Source organism: Patulibacter defluvii, from assembly GCF_034096925.1.
Classification (GTDB): domain Bacteria; phylum Actinomycetota; class Thermoleophilia; order Solirubrobacterales; family Solirubrobacteraceae; genus Patulibacter; species Patulibacter defluvii.
On sequence record NZ_JAWZSQ010000003.1, the window covers coordinates 211,503 to 231,215 of the forward strand.

Annotated in this window: 19 protein-coding genes; 15 read left to right on the top strand and 4 right to left on the bottom strand. The window is 74.6% G+C overall.

Going from position 1 to position 19,713, the window contains the following annotated elements; translation table 11 throughout:
• Positions 1-7 precede the first annotated feature (7 nt).
• Positions 8-802, top strand: coding sequence for a phytanoyl-CoA dioxygenase family protein (locus SH587_RS04945; RefSeq protein WP_320669466.1), 795 nt, complete (start codon positions 8-10; stop codon positions 800-802).
• Complete coding sequence (locus tag SH587_RS04950; protein ID WP_320669467.1) at positions 802-1,452, top strand: M15 family metallopeptidase; 651 nt, start codon at positions 802-804, stop codon at positions 1,450-1,452. The genes SH587_RS04945 and SH587_RS04950 overlap by 1 nt, the downstream gene beginning before the upstream one ends.
• A 36-nt stretch (positions 1,453-1,488) precedes the next feature.
• Here SH587_RS04950 and SH587_RS04955 read toward each other — a convergent pair whose 3' ends face one another.
• Complete coding sequence (locus SH587_RS04955) at positions 1,489-2,241, bottom strand: FadR/GntR family transcriptional regulator (protein WP_320669468.1); 753 nt, start codon at positions 2,239-2,241, stop codon at positions 1,489-1,491.
• Positions 2,242-2,347: 106 nt separating this feature from the next.
• Here SH587_RS04955 and SH587_RS04960 point away from each other — a divergent pair, with 106 nt between their 5' ends.
• From SH587_RS04960 to SH587_RS05020, 13 genes are all read left to right on the top strand, one after another.
• Positions 2,348-3,661 carry a DegT/DnrJ/EryC1/StrS family aminotransferase gene (locus tag SH587_RS04960; RefSeq protein WP_320669469.1) on the top strand — a complete coding sequence of 438 codons (1,314 nt, stop codon included), beginning with the start codon at positions 2,348-2,350 and terminating at the stop codon, positions 3,659-3,661.
• Positions 3,662-3,698: 37 nt separating this feature from the next.
• Entirely contained in the window at positions 3,699-4,883 is a 1,185-nt protein-coding gene (locus SH587_RS04965; RefSeq protein ID WP_320669470.1) for a cytochrome P450, read from the top strand.
• Positions 4,880-6,040 (top strand): M24 family metallopeptidase, encoded by a 1,161-nt coding sequence (locus SH587_RS04970; RefSeq protein ID WP_320669471.1) that lies wholly within the window; start codon positions 4,880-4,882, stop codon positions 6,038-6,040. The genes SH587_RS04965 and SH587_RS04970 overlap by 4 nt, the downstream gene beginning before the upstream one ends.
• A complete protein-coding gene (locus tag SH587_RS04975; protein ID WP_320669472.1) occupies positions 6,033-7,490 on the top strand; it encodes a four-carbon acid sugar kinase family protein in 1,458 nt (485 codons plus the stop codon). Before SH587_RS04970 ends, SH587_RS04975 begins: the two co-directional genes overlap by 8 nt.
• Entirely contained in the window at positions 7,490-8,347 is an 858-nt protein-coding gene (locus tag SH587_RS04980) for a class II fructose-bisphosphate aldolase (protein ID WP_320669473.1), read from the top strand. The genes SH587_RS04975 and SH587_RS04980 overlap by 1 nt, the downstream gene beginning before the upstream one ends.
• The gene (locus SH587_RS04985; RefSeq protein WP_320669474.1) at positions 8,344-9,144 is read left to right on the top strand and encodes an HpcH/HpaI aldolase family protein; all 801 of its coding nucleotides are present in this window, start codon (positions 8,344-8,346) and stop codon (positions 9,142-9,144) included. Before SH587_RS04980 ends, SH587_RS04985 begins: the two co-directional genes overlap by 4 nt.
• A complete protein-coding gene (locus tag SH587_RS04990) occupies positions 9,141-9,953 on the top strand; it encodes an SDR family NAD(P)-dependent oxidoreductase (RefSeq protein WP_320669475.1) in 813 nt (270 codons plus the stop codon). Before SH587_RS04985 ends, SH587_RS04990 begins: the two co-directional genes overlap by 4 nt.
• Entirely contained in the window at positions 9,950-11,647 is a 1,698-nt protein-coding gene (locus tag SH587_RS04995) for a CocE/NonD family hydrolase (RefSeq protein ID WP_320669476.1), read from the top strand. The genes SH587_RS04990 and SH587_RS04995 overlap by 4 nt, the downstream gene beginning before the upstream one ends.
• A gap of 153 nt (positions 11,648-11,800) precedes the next feature.
• Positions 11,801-12,595, top strand: coding sequence for an ATP-binding cassette domain-containing protein (locus tag SH587_RS05000; RefSeq protein WP_320669477.1), 795 nt, complete (start codon positions 11,801-11,803; stop codon positions 12,593-12,595).
• Complete coding sequence (locus tag SH587_RS05005; RefSeq protein WP_320669478.1) at positions 12,592-13,641, top strand: ABC transporter permease; 1,050 nt, start codon at positions 12,592-12,594, stop codon at positions 13,639-13,641. Before SH587_RS05000 ends, SH587_RS05005 begins: the two co-directional genes overlap by 4 nt.
• A 62-nt stretch (positions 13,642-13,703) precedes the next feature.
• Positions 13,704-14,747 (top strand): sugar ABC transporter substrate-binding protein, encoded by a 1,044-nt coding sequence (locus SH587_RS05010; protein WP_320669479.1) that lies wholly within the window; start codon positions 13,704-13,706, stop codon positions 14,745-14,747.
• 76 nt (positions 14,748-14,823) lie between these two features.
• Complete coding sequence (locus SH587_RS05015; RefSeq protein WP_320669480.1) at positions 14,824-15,897, top strand: amidohydrolase family protein; 1,074 nt, start codon at positions 14,824-14,826, stop codon at positions 15,895-15,897.
• Complete coding sequence (locus SH587_RS05020) at positions 15,898-17,073, top strand: Gfo/Idh/MocA family protein (RefSeq protein WP_320669481.1); 1,176 nt, start codon at positions 15,898-15,900, stop codon at positions 17,071-17,073.
• A 27-nt stretch (positions 17,074-17,100) separates the two neighbouring features.
• Here the strand turns inward: SH587_RS05020 and SH587_RS05025 are convergent, their stop codons facing one another.
• The 3 genes from SH587_RS05025 to SH587_RS05035 all read right to left on the bottom strand — a co-directional run bounded on the left by SH587_RS05025 (position 17,101) and on the right by SH587_RS05035 (position 19,689).
• Positions 17,101-18,180 carry a Gfo/Idh/MocA family protein gene (locus tag SH587_RS05025; protein ID WP_320669482.1) on the bottom strand — a complete coding sequence of 360 codons (1,080 nt, stop codon included), beginning with the start codon at positions 18,178-18,180 and terminating at the stop codon, positions 17,101-17,103.
• Complete coding sequence (locus SH587_RS05030; protein WP_320669483.1) at positions 18,177-18,950, bottom strand: SDR family NAD(P)-dependent oxidoreductase; 774 nt, start codon at positions 18,948-18,950, stop codon at positions 18,177-18,179. Before SH587_RS05030 ends, SH587_RS05025 begins: the two co-directional genes overlap by 4 nt.
• A 136-nt stretch (positions 18,951-19,086) precedes the next feature.
• Positions 19,087-19,689: a dihydrofolate reductase family protein gene (locus SH587_RS05035; protein WP_320669484.1), complete on the bottom strand. Its 603-nt coding sequence runs from the start codon at positions 19,687-19,689 to the stop codon at positions 19,087-19,089.
• Between the last annotated feature and the right edge of the window lie 24 nt (positions 19,690-19,713).

Genomic DNA, 19,713 nt, shown 5'->3' on the forward strand with positions numbered 1-19,713 from the left:
TGGTCGCATGAGCTACAGCAACGCAGCGACGGAGCCGCTGGCGAAGACCGTGGCGGAGGAGGGCTGGGCCGTGGTCGGGACGCTCGACCGCCCGCTCTCCCGCCGGCTGCTGGGGGCGGTCGACGAGGTGGCGGCACGGTCTCCCGAGGCCGGGGCCGGGGGCCAGCTCCACCTGCTCTCGGGCCTGGCCCAGCACCCGCGGCTGGCGGCGGTCGTCGACTGGCCGCCGCTGCTGGCGCTCGCGGTCGAGCTGCTCTCGCCCAACATCTACATCAACCACTCGCACCTGGACGTCCACCCGCCGCACCCGCCGACCGGCGCCCACCGCTGGCACCGCGACAACGGCCTGATGGGGCGCGACATGCGGCTGCTCTGGCGCGACCAGCCGCGGGTGACGCTGAAGGTCGCGATCTACCTGACCGACGTCGAGTCGGCGGACGACGGCGCGCTCGAGGTGGTCCCGCGCAGCCACCTCGACGCGGAGTCGCGGTACCCGACCGAGGAGCAGCCCGACGGCGTGCCGATCCTCGGGCCGGCGGGCACGGTCGCCGTCTTCGACGCCCGGCTCTGGCACCGCCGGCGGGACAACCTCGGCGCCCGCACCCGGCGGGCGATGTTCTGGGGCTACAGCTACCGCTGGATGACCTCGCGCGACACGCCGTTCGCCGACGTGCCGGCGTGGGCCACGCAGCCGCCGGTCCGCCGCCAGCTGCTCGGCGACCCGACGGTCGACCCGTTCTACTGGGCGGCCGGCGAGCTGGCGCTCGATCCGCGAGCCGGTGCGTTCCAGGAGGCGGCGTGATGCGGGCCGACCAGCTGACGGGGATGGGCACGATCCACCGCGCCCCGATCCGGATCCGCAAGCGGCGCGTGGCCGCCCTGCTCGTCGTCCTGGGGGCGATCGTGGTGGCGATCAGCGGCCGCTCGCCGGGACCGTCGGCGTCGATGGTCGACGCGGTCGGCGGCGAGCACCGCGGCAGCGGCTGGCGCGGCGAGCTGGGCGTGGCCGCCGGGGCCGTGCCCGACGGCACGACGGTCTTCGACGGCGGCGTCCCGGGCGTCGCCAAGCTCGACCCGGCGCTGCTCGACGCGGTTCGTCGGGCCGCGTCGCAGGCGGCGAACGAGGGGATCGCGTTCGTCGTCGACAGCGGCTGGCGCTCGCGGGCGTACCAGCAGCGGCTGCTCGACGAGGCGGTCGCGAAGTACGGCTCGCAGGCCGAGGCGTCGCGCTGGGTGGCCACGCCCGGCACCTCGGCCCACGTCTCCGGTCAGGCGATCGACATCGGTCCCGCGGGCGCCGCCGCCTGGCTGGCCCGGCACGGCTCCGCCTACGGCCTCTGCCGGATCTACGGCAACGAGCCCTGGCACTACGAGCTGCGGCCCGACGCGGTCGCCTCCGGCTGCCCGCCGGTCTACGCCGACCCGACGCAGGATCCGCGGATGCGGCAGTGACGGCCGTCGACCGGTGGGCCGGTTCGACGTCCGGTTTCAGGAGGAGGGTGCCGCCGATGCGTTCTCGGCGTCGAGCGCCGCACGCAGGCGGCGGTCGGCACGCTCCATGTGGGCGCGCATCGCGGCCCGGGCGGCGTCCGGATCGGCGCCGGCGATCGCGTCGACGATCGGCTCGTGCATGTCGAACGACGACGCCGTCTCGCCGGCGTGCTCGAGCACCCGCTTGGCCCAGACACCGAGCAGCGAGCGGAGACTGGTCACGAGGCTGATGAAGGTCTCGTTCTCCGTCGCGGCGGCGATCTCCAGGTGCAGCGCGACGTCCGCCTCGACGTAGCGATCGACGTCGTCGCCCGCCTGCCGGAGCGCGTCCAGGGCCTTGCGGAGCCGGGCGGTCGTCTCCTCCGTGGCGCGCTCGGCGGCGAGTCCCGCGACCAGCACCTCGATCTCGGCGCGCGCCTCGACCAGGTCGAAGATCCGCCGCTGCCCGAGCAACAGGCCCCATTCGATCACCTGCGGCAGCAGATCCGAGCCGGACTGCGACAGGTAGGTCCCGTCCCCCTGACGCACGTCGAGCAGGCCGAGCAGGCTGAGCGACTTGATCGCCTCGCGGACCTGTGAGCGGCCGACGCCCAGCGCCTCGGCCAGCTGCCGCTCCGGCGGGATCTTCGAGCCCGGGGAGACCTCGCCCGACAGCAGGTAGTCCAGCAGCGTCCGCGTGATCTCCGTCACCGGCGGCCGGCGGGGGGCGATGCGGAGGCTCTGGGGGAGGGCGCTTGACTCGTTGTGCATGAAGATGGCGGATCAGGTCGACCGGTCGACCAAGCCTAGAGCACCGTCCCGAAGGATGGCTCCCAAATTGGTTGACCGGTCGACCTCAAACGGTTACGCTCGGCCCATGGCCCAGTCCTCCAACCCCTTGGCGCTGCTGGGCGGGACCCCCGCGCACCGCCTGCCGAACCCCAAGTACCCGCGCCTCGGCGCCGACCTCCACGTCCGGATCGCGGACGCGCTCGACCGCGGGCCGATGCAGGGCCTCAGCAAGGGCCACCCGATCATCGAGGAGCTGGAGACGCGGCTCGCCGCGTACCACGGCGTCGACCAGGTGCTCGCCTCCAGCTCGGGCCACGGGGCGCTCCAGTCCGCCCTGATCGGGCTCGAGGTCACCGGCGGCGACGAGGTGCTCACCTCGCCCTACTCCTGGGGGGCCTCGGTCTCCTGCATCCTGCACAACGGCGCGGTGCCGGTCTTCGTCGACATCGACCGCGACAACGGGCTGCTGGACCCGGCCCGGCTCGCCGACGGACTGACGCCGCGGACCCGGGCGATCCTCGTGCCCCACCTCTACGGGCAGCCGGCGGACATGACCGCGATCATGCGGTTCGCCGAGGATCACGACCTGCTGGTGATCGAGGACGGCAGCCAGGCGCACGGCGCGCGTCACCGCGGCACCCGGGTCGGCGCCTTCGGTCACGCCGGCGGGTTCTCCACCAACGGGGTCAAGCCGCTCGCCACCACCGAGGGCGGGTACATGGTCACCCGCGTTGCCGACGTCTACTGGAAGGCGACCATCAGCGGTCAGCACGCCGGCCGCGGAGAGCTGCTGGGGCGGGCCAGCGAGCCCGGCTTCCCCGACGAGCTGCGGCCTCTGGTCGACTCGCTGATCTACTCCTACCGCCCGAACGTGGTCTCGGCGCTGATGGCGCTGGACCGGCTCCCGCACCTGGAAGAGGAGAACGCCGCGCGGCGCTGGAACGCGGCGCGGCTCTTCGAGGGACTGCGCGACGTCGAGGCGCTCAGCTGGCCGACGGTCGACGAGGCCGACGAGTGCGTCTTCCACATGGTGACCCTGAACTTCGACGCCGAGCTGGCGGGCGTCGAGCGCGACGCGTTCGTCGCCGCGCTCGCCGTCGAGGGCGTGCCGGCGGTCCCGTACGTGGCCAAGGGCCTGCATCGCTCGGAGCGGCTGAGCCCGAGCTACGGCGGCCCGCGGGTGATGTGGACGGAAACGATCCGCCGGTCGGGCATCGACCCGACCGCCGTCGAGCTGCCGGGCTGCGACGCCAAGGTCGCCCGCTCGATCGAGATCCCGTGGAACTACTTCGAGCGCGACCCCGACCTGATCGACAGCCTGGTCGGCGCCTTCCGGAAGGTCCAGGCGGAGCTGCCCGCGCTGCGACGGCACGCCGATCGGCACCAGGCGACGGTCTAGCGCCGGACGCTCCGTCCCGCGATCGATCTGGAGAACCGTGTCGACCTCGATGGCCACCGTCGCCTACGACCCGTTCGCGTACGCGATGCACGATGACCCGTACCCGACCTACGCGCTGCTGCGGGACCACTTCCCGGTCTACCGCAACGAGGAGCGCGGCTTCTGGGCGCTCTCGCGCTTCGACGACGTGCGGGCGGCCGCGCGCGACTGGCGCAGCTTCTCGAGCCATCCTGGCGTCGATCTCGACGGCACCGGGCAGGAGTACGGGCCGGGCAACTTCATCGACCTCGACCCGCCCCGCCACGACGCGCTGCGCAAGGTCCTGCGCCACGCGTTCGTCCCCAAGCAGGTCGCCGGCTACGAGCCGGCGGCACGGGCGGCGGTCGCCGAGATCGCCCGCACGCTGGAGGGGCGGAGCACCGTCGACCTGGCCGACCAGGTCGCCTGGACGCTGCCGGTGACGATGATCTGCGAGCTGCTCGGGGTGCCTCGCGACGACCGCGCCGCGCTGCGCTCGTGGCTCGACCGTTTCATGTTCCGGCACGACGGGGTCGACCGCCTGCCCGAGGACGCCGTCCACGCCCTGGGCGCGGCCGCCGGCTACTTCCGCGCCCTGATCGACGAGCGCCGGCGGACGCCCCGCGACGACGTCGCGACGACCCTGACCCGGGCCGAGGTCGATGGCGTCCCGCTGGCCGAGGACGAGATCGTCTCGATCTGCCTGCTGCTGCTCGCTGCCGGCGTCGAGACCGCGGCGGGCCTGATCGCGAGCGCGTTCCTGGTCCTCGCCGAGCATCCCGTCGCCCGCCGGCGCCTGCGGGCGACGCCCGACCTGATCCCGGCGGCGATCGAGGAGGTCCTGCGCCTGGAGTCCCCGATCCAGGGACTCGCGCGGACCGCGACCGTCGACGTCCCCGTCCACGATCAGGTGATCCCGGCCGGCGCCCGCGTGTTCCTGCTCTTCGGCGCCGCCAACCGCGACGGCCGCCGGTTCGACGATCCCAACGCGTTCGACCTCGACCGCGAGGCGCCGAAGAGCCTGGCCTTCGGCGAGGGGATCCACTTCTGCCTCGGCGCGCCGCTGGCCCGGCTGGAGGCGCGGGTCGTGCTCGAGCAGCTGCTGCCGCCGCTGGGCGACTACGTGGTCGACGGCCCGGTCGAGCGGCTGCACAGCCACACGACCCGGGCGGCGGTCTCGCTGCCGGTCGAGGTCGACGCGTGAGCGGCCCGCCGTTCCCGCCCGAGCAGCTGGACCGGCTGCTGGCGGAGCAGGACGTCGCCGCGGTCCTGGCCACCTCGGCCCACAACGTCCGCCACCTGCTCGGCGGGTACCGCTTCTTCCTCTATGCGACCCTCGACGGGATCGGCCACGACCGCTACCTGCCGTTCGTCGGGTACGTCGCTGGCCGTCCGGAGGCGGCGTTCTACGTCGGCGCCGGCAACGAGGCCTGGGGAACCGACGCGACGCCGCTGTGGGTGCCCGACCTGGCGCTGGAGGCGTGGACCGCGGCCGACGCGGCCCGGATCGCCGGCGCCCGCCTGCGCGACGCCGGCCTGGCGCGGGGCCGGATCGGGGTCGAGCTGCCCTATCTGACGGCGGACGCCTTCACGGCGCTCCGCGACGCCCTGCCCCACGCGGACCTCGTCGACGTCTCCCATCCGCTGGAGGAGCTGCGGGCGGTCAAGCGACGGGACGAGCTGGACCTGATGCGGCGCGGCGCCACAGCGGTCGTCGACGCGATGCTGGCGACGTTCGCCGCGACCCGCGTCGGCGCGAGCGAGCGCGAGATCGTCGAGCGGCTGCGGATCGAGGAGACCCGCCGGGGCCTCGGCTTCGGCTACTGCCTGATCGCCAGCGGCGACTCCGCCACCCGCGGGCCGTCCGACCGGCGGCTCGCTCCCGGCGACGTGCTGTCGCTCGACTCCGGGGCGCACTTCGACGGCTACGTCGCCGACCTCACGCGGATGGCGGTGGCCGGCGAGCCGACCCGCCGCCACCAGCAGCTGCTGGACCAGATCCTCGCCGTGCAGGAGGCCGCGCGGGACGCGGCCCGCGGGGGCCGGCGGGGCGGCGCGATCTTCGACGCCGCCGACGCCGCGATCCGCGAGCAGGCCGACGGCGCGCGGATGACCTTCCTCGCCCACGGCACCGGGCTGCTCTCGCACGAGGCGCCGCGGCTGACCGACAGCGGCTCGCCGCCCTACCCCGCGACCCACCGCGAGCGGCCGCTGCGCCCGGGTCAGGTGCTCTCGATCGAGACCCACCTGATCGACCCGCTGATCGGCTTCGTGAAGCTCGAGGACACGGTGATCGTGACCGCCGGCGCCTGCGAGCCGTGCGGGGATCACGGGCGCGGCTGGACGGTCATCGATGCCTGAGCTGCGGGCTGGCGTCGCCGTGACCGGCCGCCGCGGGCTGCTCGCCGATCGGCCGCCGGCGCCGATCGACGCCGGCCGTCCGGCCCGGATCGCCGCTGCCCTGCGGAGGTCGCCGACGACGGTGCTGGTGGTCGACGACGACCCGACCGGCAGCCAGGTGGTGGCCGGCGTGCCGCTGGTGACGTCCTGGAGCGCGGACGACCTGCGGTGGGCGCTGGCCCACGAAGCCGGGGTGGCGTTCGTGCTCACGAACTCGCGGGCGCTGTCGGAGGCCGAGGCCGAGGCGATCAACCGCACCGTCGGCGAGCGGGCGCAGCAGGTCGCGGCGTCGCTCGGAATCCGACTCGAGGTGATCAGCCGCAGCGACTCGCTGCTCCGCGGCCACTTCCCGGCCGAGGTGCTGGCGCTCGACGAGGGGCTGCGATGCGGTGGGGCCGCGCCACTCGACGGCATCGTGCTCTGCCCGGCCTATCCGGAGGCGGGTCGGATCACCGTCGACCGGCGGCACTGGGTCCGTCAGCGCGACGGCGGCCACCGGCCCGCGGCCGCGACCGAGTTCGCCGCCGACCCGGTGTTCGCCTACGACGACTCCGATCTGCGCGCATGGGCGACGGCGCGCGGTCGCGGCCGCTGGCGGTCGGCGGACGTGCGCGAGGTCGGCCTCGACGACCTCCGCCGTGGCGGACCGGAGCGCGTCGCGGCGATCCTCGCCACCGTCTCCGGCGGCCGGCCGGTGGTCTGCGACGCCGCTGACGAGGAGGACCTGCTCGTATTGGCCGAGGGCCTGGCCCGGGCCGAGGCCCGCGGTCGTCGGTTCGTGACCCGGTCGGGACCGTCGTTCGTGGCCGCGCGCAGCGGCCGCACGGTCCCGCCGCCCTGCACGGGGCCGATCGCCGAACCCGGGGTCGCCGCCGGCACGCTGGTGGTCGTCGGCTCGCACACCGCGCTCACCAGCGAACAGCTTGCGCGGGCGCAGCGGCGCACCGGCCTACGGGTGCTGGAGCTCGATACCGTCGCGGTCGCCAGCTCGGACAACGCGGCCCGCCGCGAGGTCCACCAGCTGGCGGCGCGCGCCGCTCGCGCGCTGCGCACGGGGGACGTCGCGATCGCCACCTCGCGGAGCCTGCTGACCCGCCGCGATCCGCTGGCCGACATCCGGCTGAAGCAGCGGATCGCGCAGGCGGTCGTCGACGTCGTCCGCGAGACCGTGGCCGCCACCCGGCCGCGGGCCGTGGTGGCCAAGGGCGGCGTGACCGCGCACCGCGTCGCCGCCGAGTCGCTCGGTGCGCGCCGCGCGATCGTCCTCGGCCAGCTGCTGCCCGGCCAGGTCTCGGTCTGGCGGATCGAGAGCGCCGCCGCGGCGGGCCTGCCGTACGTCGTCTTCCCCGGGAACGTCGGCCACGCCGACGCGTTGACCGCCGTCCTCACTCGAACCAAGGACCGGACCTGATGCTCGCCACTGGTACCCGCGACCTCGCCCGCGCTCACGCGGAAGGCTGGGCGATCCCAGGCTTCTCCGTCTACAACCTCGAACAGGCCCTGGCGGTCTGCCGGGCGGCCGAGGCCGAGGGCACGCCGGCGATCGTGCAGGCCGGCAGCAGCGCGTTCGGCTACGCCGGCGAGGGTCCGCTGGCGGCGCTCGCGGTGGCCGCGGCGACGGCCAGCCCGGCCCGGATCGGCGTCCACCTCGACCACGCCACCGACCTCGACGAGATCGGCCGTTGCCTGCGGGCCGGCTACAGCTCGGTGATGTACGACGGCTCGGCCCTGCCGCTGGAGGAGAACGTGCGCCGGACCGGCGAGGTGGTGCGGATGGCGGCCGAGCACGGCGCCTGGGTCGAGGCGGAGCTTGCGGGATTCGCCGGCGACGAGGACCGGACGACCGATGCCCAGGCGACGGCCCTGACCGACCCCGAGGTGGCGGCGGGGTTCGTGGCGGCGACCGGCGTCGACGCGCTGGCGATCGCGATCGGCAACGTCCACGGCATCCCGACCCGGCCGGTGCAGCTCGACTTCGACCGGCTGGCGGCGATCCGCGAGCGCGTCGAGGTGCCGCTGGTCCTGCACGGCGCTTCGGGGCTGCCCGACGGCGACGTCGCCCGCGCGATCGGGCTCGGCGTGGCCAAGATCAACGTCAACACGGAGCTCCGGCGGGCCTTCCGGGACGCCTGGCGGCGGACGGCGGCCGCGCCTCCCGACGGCGACGCGCTGCCGCCGATCCTCGAACCCGCGATCCGGGCGGTCGAGGACGTCGCGCGGGCCAAGCTGCGGGCGTTCGCGCGGGCCACGACCGGAGCGCGCGCATGAACCGCCGGATCGCCGAACGGATCCGGGCCGGCGAGTCGCTCGTCGGCGTGGTCGTGAAGATCCCCGGGGCCGCGATGGTGGAGACGGCCGGCCTGGCCGGCTTCGACCTGGTGGTGATCGACGCCGAGCACGGCGCCGGCGACACCGCCCTGCTCGAGGATCACCTGCGGGCCGCGTCCGCGGCCGGGATCGCGGCGCTGGTGCGGGTCGGCCGCAACGGCGACCTCGAGGTCCTGCGGGCGCTCGACGCCGGTGCGGCGGGGATCGTCGTCCCGCACGTCGACGACGCCGCGGCGGCCGAGCAGGCCGTCACCGCCGCCTACTATCCGCCGCGCGGGCGGCGCGGCCTGGCCACGAGCACCCGCGCCGGCCGCTACGGGCTGACCTCGCTCGCGGCCCACGTGCGGCGCGCCAACGATGCGACGGTGGTGATCGTGCAGGTCGAGGACGTCGCCGCGGTGCCGCACGCGCGGGCGATCGCGGACGTCCCTGGCGTCGACGCGGTCTTCCTCGGGCCGACCGACCTCTCGATGTCGCTCGGGCGTCCCGGCGACGTCGAGCATCCTGACGTCGCCGACGCGATCGATCGCGTCGTGGCGGGCGTAGGCGACGGCGACGCCGGCCTCTGCGTCTTCGCGCCGACCGTCGACAGCGCGCTCGGCTGGCGTCGCAAGGGCGCCCAGATCGTGCTCTTCGGCGGCCCCGCGATCCTCTCCCATGGCTTCCGCCAGATCGTCGGAGCCGTCAAGGACGGCCCGCCGGCGACCCCCGACTCTCCCCTCCAGGTGCACCGATGACCGATTCCGATCCCGTTCTCACCGGCGCCGGCGGCCGCTCGATCCTCGACCGACTGCGCCTCGACGGCCGCCGGGCGCTCGTCACCGGCGCCGGTCAGGGCATCGGCCGCGCCTTCGCGCACGCCCTCGGCGAGGCCGGCGCCCGCGTCGCGGTGATCGACCTCGACCTGGACCGCGCCCGGACCGTGGCGGACGAGCTGGCGGCGAAACGGATCGACGCGCTCGCGCTCGCCGCCGACGTGGCCCAGGAGGACGCCGCCGAGCGCTACGTCGGCGCGATCGTCGACGCCTGGGGCGGGCTGGAGATCGCCGTCAACAACGCCGGGATCAACCCCAACGGCGCGGCCGAGGAGACGACGCCCGAGCAGTGGGACGCCGCCTTCGCCGTCAACGCGCGGGGCGTCTTCCTCGGCTGCCAGGCGGCCGGCCGGGTGATGCTGCGGGCTGGCTACGGGAAGATCGTCAACACGGCGTCGATGGCGTCGCTGGTCGTTCCGCATCCGCAGAAGCAGGCCGCCTACAACGCCTCCAAGGCCGCCGTGGTGCAGCTCACGCGGACGCTCGCGGGGGAGTGGGCCGATCGTGGCGTGCGGGTCAACGCGATCTCCCCGGGCATCATCCGGACCGCGCTGATCGAGCAGTCGGAGGCGCTGCGTCCGCTGGTGGCCGAGTGGCTGACCCAGATCCCCGCCGGTCGCCTCGGCGAGGTCACCGATCTGCAGGCCGGCCTGGTCTACCTGGCGTCCGAGGCCTCCGACTACATGACCGGCCACAACCTGATGATCGAGGGCGGTCAGAGCCTCTGGTGAGCGCCGTGGACGGCGAGCACGACCGCGGCGTGCGGGTGGCGTTCGACGTCGCGGCGCGGATGCGCGACGGCGTGACGCTGCGGGCCGACGTCTACCGGCCGGCGGCCGCGGGCCGCTGGCCGACGCTGCTGACGCGAACGCCCTACGACAAGCGTCGCCCGCGCGCCTCGGCGACGATCGACCCGGTCGCCGCGGCGCGGGCGGGATTCCTGGTCGTGGTCCAGGACGTCCGCGGGCGTTTCGCCTCCGCGGGCGCGTGGGAACCGCTCCGGCACGAGCGCGAGGACGGCTTCGACGCGGTCGAGTGGGCGGCGCGACTGCCCGGGTCGAACGGCCGCGTCGGCATGTACGGCGGCAGCTACTGCGGGAGCACGCAGTGGCAGGCGTCGCTCGCCCGCCCGCCGTCGCTGCGGGCGATCGCACCGTTGCTGACCTGGTGCGATCCGCTCGACGGCCTGGTCGCCCGCGGCGGCGCGCGCGAGCTCGGCCTCAACGCCTGGTGGGGCCTGGAAACCCACCTGGCGCAACTCGCCCGTCCGCCGCTCCCCAGCGCGGCGCGGCAGCGGCGGAGGGTCGCGGCGGTGCTCGACGAGATCGACCGCCTGGCGACCGACGGCGTCCGGGAGCTGCCCGTCGAGGGGTTGGGGCCGCTCCGCCGTCACGGTGCCCGCGATCTGGGCGCCACGCGTCGCGACGCCGAACCGGAGGTCGAGGTCCGTGGTCGGGTGGCGGGCGCGCACCGGCAGGTGGCGGTCCCGGTCCTCAACGTCGGCGGGTGGCACGACCTCTTCCTCCAGGGGACGCTCGACAACCACGTCGCCACGATCGCCACCGGCGGTCGCTCGCGGCTCGTCGTCGGTCCCTGGGGTCACGGCGACTGCGACCTCGGCGCGACCGTCGGCGATCTCTCGTTCGGCGTCCGCGGGAACGGGCTGGGGACGCCGGCCCATCCCGAGGGTGACCTCGACGACCTGCAGCTGGCCTGGTTCCGTCGCCACCTCGATCCTGCGGCGCGGACCGGCGACGACGACCGGCCGCCGGTCCGGATCTTCACCACCGGCCGCAACGCGTGGCGCGACGAGCCGGCCTGGCCACTGCCGCGGGCCCGCGTCCGGCGATGGTTCCTCGCGCCCGGCGGCGGGCTCGCGCCGACCCCACCGACGGGACCGGCCGCGGCGAGCGGCTTCGTCCACGATCCGGCCGACCCCGTGGCGACGGTCGGCGGCGCCATCATGATCGGGGGTGGCTACCGGCGCGGACCGCTCGACCAGGCGCGGGTCGAGGCGCGCGACGACGTGCTCGTGTTCAGCAGCGCGCCGCTGACGGGGGAGCTCGAGGTCACGGGCCGCGTGCGCGTGGTCCTGCACGCGGAGTCGAGCGCGCCGACGACCGACTGGGTCGCCCGCCTCTGCGACGTGCACCCGGACGGCCGCTCGTACGGCGTCTGCGACGGGGTCGTGCGGCTCCTCGCGGGCGCCGATCGCCTGCGCTCGGTCGGGATCGATCTCTGGTCGGCGTCGCACGCCTTCCTCCGGGGCCACCGGCTGCGGCTGCAGGTGGCGAGCAGCAGCTTCCCGCGCTGGGACCGCAACCTCGGTGCTGGGGACGGCCCCCGCGGCGTCGCGGCCCGCCAGCTCGTGCACCACGACGGGGAGCGTCGGTCGTGGGTCGAACTGCCCGTCGTGGACGGGTGACGGGCGGCCGATCGATACACCGGTTGACCGGTCGACCAATGTCGGCTAGGGTCTTCCCATGCAAGGAGCAGCACGAGCTTCGAACCCCGGGCAGCGGCCCGGGCGGCCGACGCGCGACACGGCCGACCGCGACGGCGCCGGACGGTGTCCTCGGTGAGTGCCACCGGCGAGCCGGCGCTCGCGGCGCGCGGGATCACGAAGTCCTACGGGCACGTCCAGGCGCTGCGCGGAGCCGACTTCGAATGCCGCTCGGGCGAGGTCACGGCGCTGATCGGCGACAACGGCGCCGGCAAGTCGACGCTGGTGAAGGTGCTCTCCGGTTCGGCGACGCCCGATGGCGGCTCGATCGTCGTCGACGGCGCCGAGTACCAGCCGACGTCGCCGGGAGCGGCGCACGCGGCCGGGATCGAGACCGTGTACCAGGACCTGGCGCTCGCGCCCGACCTCGGGCCGACCGCGAACCTGTTCCTCGGCCGCGAGCGGCGCCGCTCCGGCGTCCTCGGGCGGCTGGGGTTCCTCGACGAGCGGGGCATGCGCGAGGAGGCCGCGGAGCAGTTCCGGCGGCTCGGCGTGACCGCGCGGGCGGACGGCGCCACCGTCCGCGGGCTCTCCGGCGGTCAGCGCCAGGGCGTCGCCGTTGCGCGGGCCGTCGCCTGGGGGCGGCGGATCGTGCTGCTCGACGAGCCGACCGCGGCGCTCGGCGTGGTCCAGACCCGCAACGTGCTCGACCTCGTGCGGCGGGTGGCGGACACCGGGGTGGCCGTGGTCCTGATCTCGCACAGCATGCCCGACGTGCTCGCCGTCTCGGACCGGATCGAGGTCCTGCGGCTGGGCCAGCGCGTCGCGCGCTTCGGTCGCGGCGAGGCGACGATCGACGGCCTCGTGGCCGCGATGACGGGCGGTGGAGCGGCTCCGCTCGGGACCGGCACGAAGGAGGCGGTCTCGTGAGCGCCCAGATGACGCCCCCCGTCCCGTCCGCGTCGACCCCCGGCGGCCCCGGCGCGCCGGGCGAGTCCGACCGACCGGCGGTCCCGTCGCGGACGCGGCGGATCGTCGCGAGCCCGCTGTTCGCCGTCTTCACGGCCCTCGTCGGCGTGATCGTGGCGTTCTCGGTGATCAACGGCGGCGAGTTCGCCAACGCCGACAACTTCCGCAACATCGGCCTCGACGTCGCGATCACGCTGGTGCTGGCCGTCGGCATCACCTACGTGATCATCACCGCGGGCTTCGACCTCTCGGTCGGCTCGGTCCTGGTCTTCTCCGGGGTGGTCGCGATGAAGGCGATGGGCGCGGTCGGCGGCAGCGGCTGGCCGACCGCGCTCGTCGGCCTGGTCGCCGCGCTGGCCGCCGGCGCGGCCTGGGGCGCGGTCAACGGCAGCCTGGTGGCCTTCGCTCGCCTGAACCCGATCATCGTGACCCTCGGATCGATGGGCGCCGGGCTCGGGCTGTCGCTGGTGGTCGCCAACGGCCAGGACCTGGTCGACGTGCCCGCGTCGATGATCAGCCTCGGCAACGAGCGGGTGCTCGGGGTGCCCCCGGTGGCGCTGATCGCGCTGCTCTTCGCGGCGGCCGCCGGGGTGGTGCTGGCCAAGACCGTCTTCGGGCGCCGCACCTACGCGATCGGCTCGAGCAAGGAGGCCGCCGAGCGGGCCGGGATCCCCGTTCGCCGGCACCTGGTCTCGATCTACGTGCTCTCGGGCACCGCCGCCGGGCTCGCCGGCTGGCTCGCCCTCGCGCGGTTCTCGACCACCAGCATCTCGGGCCACTCGCTCGACGCCCTCAACGCCGCGACCGCCGCGCTGCTCGGCGGGGCCAGCCTCTACGGCGGCGTCGGCACGATCCTCGGCACGGTGATCGGCGCGTTCATCCCCGTCGTCCTGGCCAACGGGCTCGTGATCGGCAACGTCCAGTCCTACTGGCAGCAGGTCGTGACCGGCGTCGTGCTGGTGCTCGCGGTCTACCTCGACAGCGAGCGGCGCAAGCGCAGCGAGTGACCGGCCGACGGTCCACCCCCGCCATCGACGTTCAGCAACCCATCACCAACAAGGAGCACGACGTGGGCAACCAAGCCTGGCCATGCGGCGACGGACGTCGACGGCGGAAGCCGTCCGGCCGCGCGACCGCGACGGTCCTCTCGATCGCGGCCGCGCTGACGCTGGCCGCTTGCGGCTCGGACGACGGGGCCGGCAGCGGCACCGGTGGAGGCGGCGCGCTCTCCGGCAAGAAGCTCGCGATCGTGATGCCGGAGTCCGTCCCCGGCTACTCCAAGCAGATCGGCTGCGGCGCCTTCGACGAGGGCCGGAAGCTCGGCTTCGACGTCAGCCCGCCGCAGGGTCCGAGCAAGTCGCAGGACGCCGCCGAGCAGGCGCAGGTGCTGCAGTCGGCGCTGGCCCGCAACCCCGACGGGCTGATCTACAGCGCGGTCGACCCGAAAGCCGGCTCGGTCGCGATCAAGCCGGCGGTGGCCCAGGGGCTGCCGGTCGTCACCGCCGACGTCCCGCTGGCGGACGCGTCGCTGTCGATCTCGTTCATCAGCTCCGACCACGAGGCCGGCGGCAAGCTCGGCGGCGAGCTGCTGGCGAAGCAGATCGGCGAGCGCGGGCAGGTCGTCGCGATCGGCGTCATCCCCAGCCACCCGATCACGCGCGGACGGATCGCGGGCTTCCGCGCGGCGATGGCCGAGTTCCCGGGCATCGACGTGGTCGGGATCAAGTACCCGGACCTCGACGTCAACAAGATCGCGGCCGAGGCGGCGGCGTTGCTCAACCGCTACCCCGACCTGAAGGGCATCTACACCAGCAACGACCTGGTCGCCTCGGGCGTCGCGACCGCCCTGCGCCAGACGCAGAAGGTCGGCAAGGTCAAGGTCATCACCTGGGACCTGCAGCCGGTCGGGATCAAGCTGCTGCGTGAGGGGTCGGTCACCGGTTCCGTCGTTCAGCGTCCGCGCGAGGAGGGCCGGATGGCCGTGCGGCAGATCGCCAACGAGCTGACCGGGAAGCCGGTGACGAAGACCCTCACCCCGCCGATCAGCACCGTCAGCAACGACCAGATCGACAGCCCGAAGACCAAGGCCCTCTACTACAGCAACCCCTGCTGAGGCCCCGACCTGGTGCGCGGCCCGCCCGGATCCGGACGGGCCGCGCGGCACCGAGCCGACGACCGCGAGACGCACGATGACCCACCCGAAGTACGACGGCCCCGTGATCGACGGGCACTGCCACTACGACGCCACGACGATCGAGCACGCCGACGCGGTCGCGGTCCGCGCGGGGCTGCGCGCGGCCGTCAGCTTCTGGGACACCAACTGGCCGCCGCCCGGATTCGCCGCCGAGGGCGTCGCCTGGGGGGATCGCGCCGAGACGGTGGTGCGGTGCGTGATGCCTGACCTGACCGACGTCGGGACGGCGGAGTTCGAAGCCCGCAGCGAGCGAGCGATCCGCGAGGCCGCACGGCTCGGCGCCGCCGGGGTGAAGATGTGGAAGAACCTCGGACTCTGGCTGACCGACGCCGACGGCCACCGCTTCGGGGTCGACGACCCGCGGCTCGACGTGATCTGGCGGACGGCCGCCGAGCTCGGGCTCCCGATCGTGATCCACCAGGGCGACTCGCCGTGGTTCTTCGCCCCGCTCGACGAGCGCAACCCGCGTCGCGACGAGCTGCGGGACCACCCCGAGTGGTGGTACGGCGGCGGCGACCACCCGCCGCTGGAGCGGATCCACGAGCAGCTCGAGGCGACCGTCGCCCGCCATCCGGAGACGACCTTCGTCGGCCTCCACTTCGGCTGCTTCATGACCTGGCCCGAGGTCGACCGGATGCTGGCGACGTACCCCAACTACCGCGTCGACACCGCGACGACGATCGCCGACATGGGCCGCGACGACGCCTGGGAGCAGGTGCGCGCGATCATCGTCCGCCACGCCGATCGCGTGCTCTTCGGCACCGACCTGATCCGCACCGCCCATCAGGACCTGCCCGGCCCCGATGGCAACTGGCGGATCGAGGCGCTCGACCCGGACGATCCGTCGCGGTGGCAGGTCGACGCCTGGTTCCAGCGCCACTGGGACTTCTTCGAGACCGGCGAACCGCGGCTGCAGCACCCGATCCCCGACGCCGGCGGCTGGACGGTGCACGGCCTCGACCTGCCGCTCGCGGTGCTGCGCCAGCTCTACTGGGAGAACGCCGTCCGCACCTTCCGGCTGCCCGCGCGCCTGATCGCCCCGTCCACGCCGTCCCGACCGGAGGCCTAGGTGCCCGCGGTCGAACGCATCGGCGTCGGGCAGATGGGGGCGGGCTTCATCGGCCAGGTCCACTCGCTCGCCTACCGGGGAGCCGCGGCCGCACGCCGGAGGGTCGGCGCGGACGTCGACCTGGTCGTGCTCGCCGACCGCGACCTGGCGCTCGCGCGGGAGGTTGCGGACCGCTACGGCTGGAGAGCGGTGGTCGACGACTGGCGGGCCATCGTCGATGACGATCGCGTGCAGCTGGTCGACGTGGCCGGGCCGAACCACGTGCACGTCGAGCCCTGCCTGGCCGCTGCGCGGGCCGGGAAGCACCTCCTCTGCGAGAAGCCGCTGGCTCCGACCGCCGCCCAGGCGCTGGAGCTGTGGCGGGCCGTCGAGGCGGCCCGAGTCCTGCATCAGTGCGCGTTCATGTACCGGTTCATCCCGGCGGTCCAGCACGCGCGCGACCTGGTCCGCTCGGGTGAGCTGGGAGAGGTCCTCCACGTGCGGGCGCAGTTCCTGCTGTCGTTCGCGCTCGACCCGCGGGTCGAGATGTCGTGGCGGTTCGATCGCGCCGTCGCCGGTGCCGGAGCGCTCGGCGACCTCGGTTCGCACCACGTCGACGTGGCCCGCTTCGTGCTCGGGGAGGAGGTCGCGGCCGTGACCGGGCGCGTGTCCACCTCGATCGACGAGCGTCCCGGCGGACGGGTGACCAACGACGACGCCTTCGCCGCGATCGTCGAGCTGGAGGGCGGCGCGACCGCGGTCCTCGAGGGCTCGCGGGTGGCCGGCAACCACGGGCTCACCAGCCGCGTCGAGATCGACGGCACCCGTGGCTCGCTCCGCTTCGACTTCGAGCGGCTCAACGAGCTGACGGTCTCGCTGCGCGGCCAGCCGGGGGCGCGGACGTACCTCGTCAGCCAGGCCGAGCATCCGTACAGCGACTTCTGGCTGCCGGTCGGGATCCAGGGCCAGCACCCGATCGGCTGGGCCGACTGCTTCGCGCACCAGGCGCACGCGATGGTGACCGCGATCGCGGCCGGGACGGCGCTCCCGGACGGCGTTCCCACGTTCCGCGACGGCTACCGCGTGGCCCAGGTGGTCGAGACGATCGAGCGGGCCGCGGCCGAGCGGACCTGGCTGCCGGTCGCGTACGAGGACGCGACGCCGGCCGCGGTCGCCCCGGTGCCGGCCGGGGCCTGACGCCCGGGCCCCGGCCGGCTGGCTGGCTCAACGGCCGGGGCCGTCGGCCTCGGCCGGTCGCGGAACGGCGCGCCAGCCGCGGGTCGCGGCGGCGTCGAGGATCGCGTCGGTCGCCTCGGCGACGTGCAGGGCGTCGCCGAACGTCGGGTAGCGGGCGTGCTCCCCGGCGACGAGCATCAGCAGCTGTCGCGCCTGGACCGCGAAGAGGTCGTCGAGGGCGTAGCCGAGCCCGTCGAGCGGGGCGATCGGGAACGGTGACGTGCGGGGTCCCATCGGGATCTGGTGGACGCCACCGGCGACGCGGTGGACGGCGACGACGTCCCGCGTCCGCCACCCGATCGTCAGGCCGCCGTGCTCGCAGTCGGCCTCGATCACCAGGTCCATCGCCCGGCCACGTGCCTCGCGGTCGACCTCGAGCACGCCGGTGGAGCCGCTGGCGAACTCCAGCAGCACCGCGGCCCGCCCGTCGATCTCGGGGTCGGCCGCCGTGGGCCGGGTGGTGGCGGCGACCGCGTCGACCGGCCCGGCGAGCACCACCAGCGCGTCGAGGACGTGCGAGCCGAGGCCGCGCAGGCTGCTCTCCAGCAACGTCTCCGAGTCCAGCAGGTAGCGCGCGCGGACGTTCCGCAGCGGGCCCAGCTCGCCGGCGGCGATCGTCCGCCGTGCGTGCTCCAACGCGGGCCAGCAACGCAGCACGAAGCCGACGAACTGGACGCCGTCGTGGCGATCGGCCGCCGCGGCCATCGCCCGCGCGTCGGCGGCCGACCCGGCGAGCGGCTTCTCGCAGAAGACGTGCTTGCCGTGGGCGAAGGCGTCCTCGGCGACCTCGCGGTGCGCGGCGTCCGGGGTGCAGATCGCCACCACGTCGATCTCCGGATCGCGCGTCACGGCTCGCCAGTCGGTCGTCGTCGAGCGCCACCCGAAGCGCGCGGCCAGCTCCGCGGCCGTCGCCCGATTGCGGCTGGCGAGCCGCTGCAGGACCGGCTGCGGCGAAGGGCCGGGCAGGTACCCGACCGCCCGCAGCGCGCGGCTGTGGAGCCCGGCGATGAAGCCGGACCCGACCATCCCGATCCGCACCTCGCTGCCGTCCGGCGCCGTCCCGCTCATGCGAGGACCGATCCGCCGTCGACGGTCAGCACCTCGCCGGTGACGTAGGCGGCGGCGTCCGAGAGCAGCCAGGCGAAGGCCTCGGCCACGTCGTTCGGCGTCGCCATCCGCGCCAGCGGTCGGCCCTCGGCGCGGTGGCGCTCGAACCGCTGGGCCGCCGTCTCGTCCTCGAGCCGCGGCCGTCCCCGCTCCTCGATCACGCGCTGCTGCGCCTCGGTGCCCACCGGACCGGGGGCGACGGCGTTGACGGTGATCCCCGCCGCGCCCAGCTCGAGGGCCAGCGAGCGCACGATCGAGATCACCGCGGCCTTGCTCGCGCAGTAGGCGGGCAGCTGCGGCTCGGCGCGCAGCCCGGCGACGGAGGCCGTCGCCAGCAACCGGCCGCCGCCGGTGCGGACCAGCTCGCGGGCTGCCGCCTGCAGGGTCACGAGCACGCCGACGACGTTGACCTCGAGCGTCTGCCGCCAGCCGGCCGGCGCGGCGTCGACGAGCGGCGAGAAGCCCTCGGCCAGGACTCCCGCGTTGGCGATCGCGCCGACGAGCGGGCCGAGGGCGCGAGCGTCGGCGACGACAGCGGCCATCTGCTCCTCGCTCGTGACGTCGGCGGCGACGTAGCGGATACGCGCCTGGCCACCGGCGGCGAACGTGGCGTCCGGCACGCGGTCGGTCGCCAGCACGGACCAGCCACGCTGGGCCGATGTCTCGACGATCGCCCGGCCGATCCCGCCGGCGGCGCCGGTGACCAGGACGACGCCGCGATCGGCGGTCACGAGCGGCCCGCGAACGCGGTCGGACGGGGTCGGCGGCGGGGCGGGCAGGGCGAACGAGGCATCGTCCGCACCCTAGAGCGCAAAGATAGACCGGTCAACCAATAGTCCGGTCCTCGACCGTCCGGCCGCGCGTGGCTCAGCCCCCCACCCGATAGCGGATGTGCGTGGCGTGGGGCGAGTGGAGGGTCTCGACGGGGGTCAGGCGCAGCTCCCCGAGGTCGTCGAACAGCCGCTCGCCGGCGCCGAGCAGGACCGGGGCGATGTCGAGCACCAGCTCGTCGACGACGCCGGCGGCGAGGGCCTGGCGGACGGTCGAGGCGCCGCCGGCGATGTCGACGCTGCGGCCGTCGGCGGCGGCGATGGCCTGGGCGAAGGCGGCGTCGAAGCCCTCGGTGACGAAGTGGAAGGTCGTGCCGCCCTCCATCTCGATCGGCTCGTGGGCGTGGTGGGTGAGGACGAAGACCGGGGCGTGGTACGGCGGCTCGTCGCCCCACCAGCCGCGCCAGTCCTCGTCCCACTCGCCGCGGATCGGGCCGAACATGTTGCGGCCCATCACGTAGGCGCCGCGGGGCCGCATCAGCCAGTCGCGAGCCGTGACGTCGGCGGGGTCGGTGATCTCGCCGAGATGCCAGCGGTGGACCTCCAGGCCGCGGACGCCGAGCGGGTGCTCGCGGTCCTGGTCGGGGCCGGCGGCGAAGCCGTCCAGCGAGATCGACATGTGGCAGGTGGTCTCGGTCATGGCAGCCAAGACTCCCGGGTCGGT

Excerpts from the sequence above, each read along its gene's own strand:
- SH587_RS04945 (WP_320669466.1), top strand. The coding sequence starts at position 8 with ATGAGCTACAGCAACGCAGCGACGGAGCCGCTGGCGAAGACCGTGGCG.
- SH587_RS04950 (WP_320669467.1), top strand. The coding sequence starts at position 802 with ATGCGGGCCGACCAGCTGACGGGGATGGGCACGATCCACCGCGCCCCG.
- SH587_RS04955 (WP_320669468.1), bottom strand. The coding sequence starts at position 2,241 with ATGCACAACGAGTCAAGCGCCCTCCCCCAGAGCCTCCGCATCGCCCCC.
- SH587_RS04960 (WP_320669469.1), top strand. The coding sequence starts at position 2,348 with ATGGCCCAGTCCTCCAACCCCTTGGCGCTGCTGGGCGGGACCCCCGCG.
- SH587_RS04975 (WP_320669472.1), top strand. The coding sequence starts at position 6,033 with ATGCCTGAGCTGCGGGCTGGCGTCGCCGTGACCGGCCGCCGCGGGCTG.
- SH587_RS04980 (WP_320669473.1), top strand. The coding sequence starts at position 7,490 with ATGCTCGCCACTGGTACCCGCGACCTCGCCCGCGCTCACGCGGAAGGC.
- SH587_RS04985 (WP_320669474.1), top strand. The coding sequence starts at position 8,344 with ATGAACCGCCGGATCGCCGAACGGATCCGGGCCGGCGAGTCGCTCGTC.
- SH587_RS04990 (WP_320669475.1), top strand. The coding sequence starts at position 9,141 with ATGACCGATTCCGATCCCGTTCTCACCGGCGCCGGCGGCCGCTCGATC.
- SH587_RS05015 (WP_320669480.1), top strand. The coding sequence starts at position 14,824 with ATGACCCACCCGAAGTACGACGGCCCCGTGATCGACGGGCACTGCCAC.
- SH587_RS05025 (WP_320669482.1), bottom strand. The coding sequence starts at position 18,180 with ATGAGCGGGACGGCGCCGGACGGCAGCGAGGTGCGGATCGGGATGGTC.
- SH587_RS05035 (WP_320669484.1), bottom strand. The coding sequence starts at position 19,689 with ATGACCGAGACCACCTGCCACATGTCGATCTCGCTGGACGGCTTCGCC.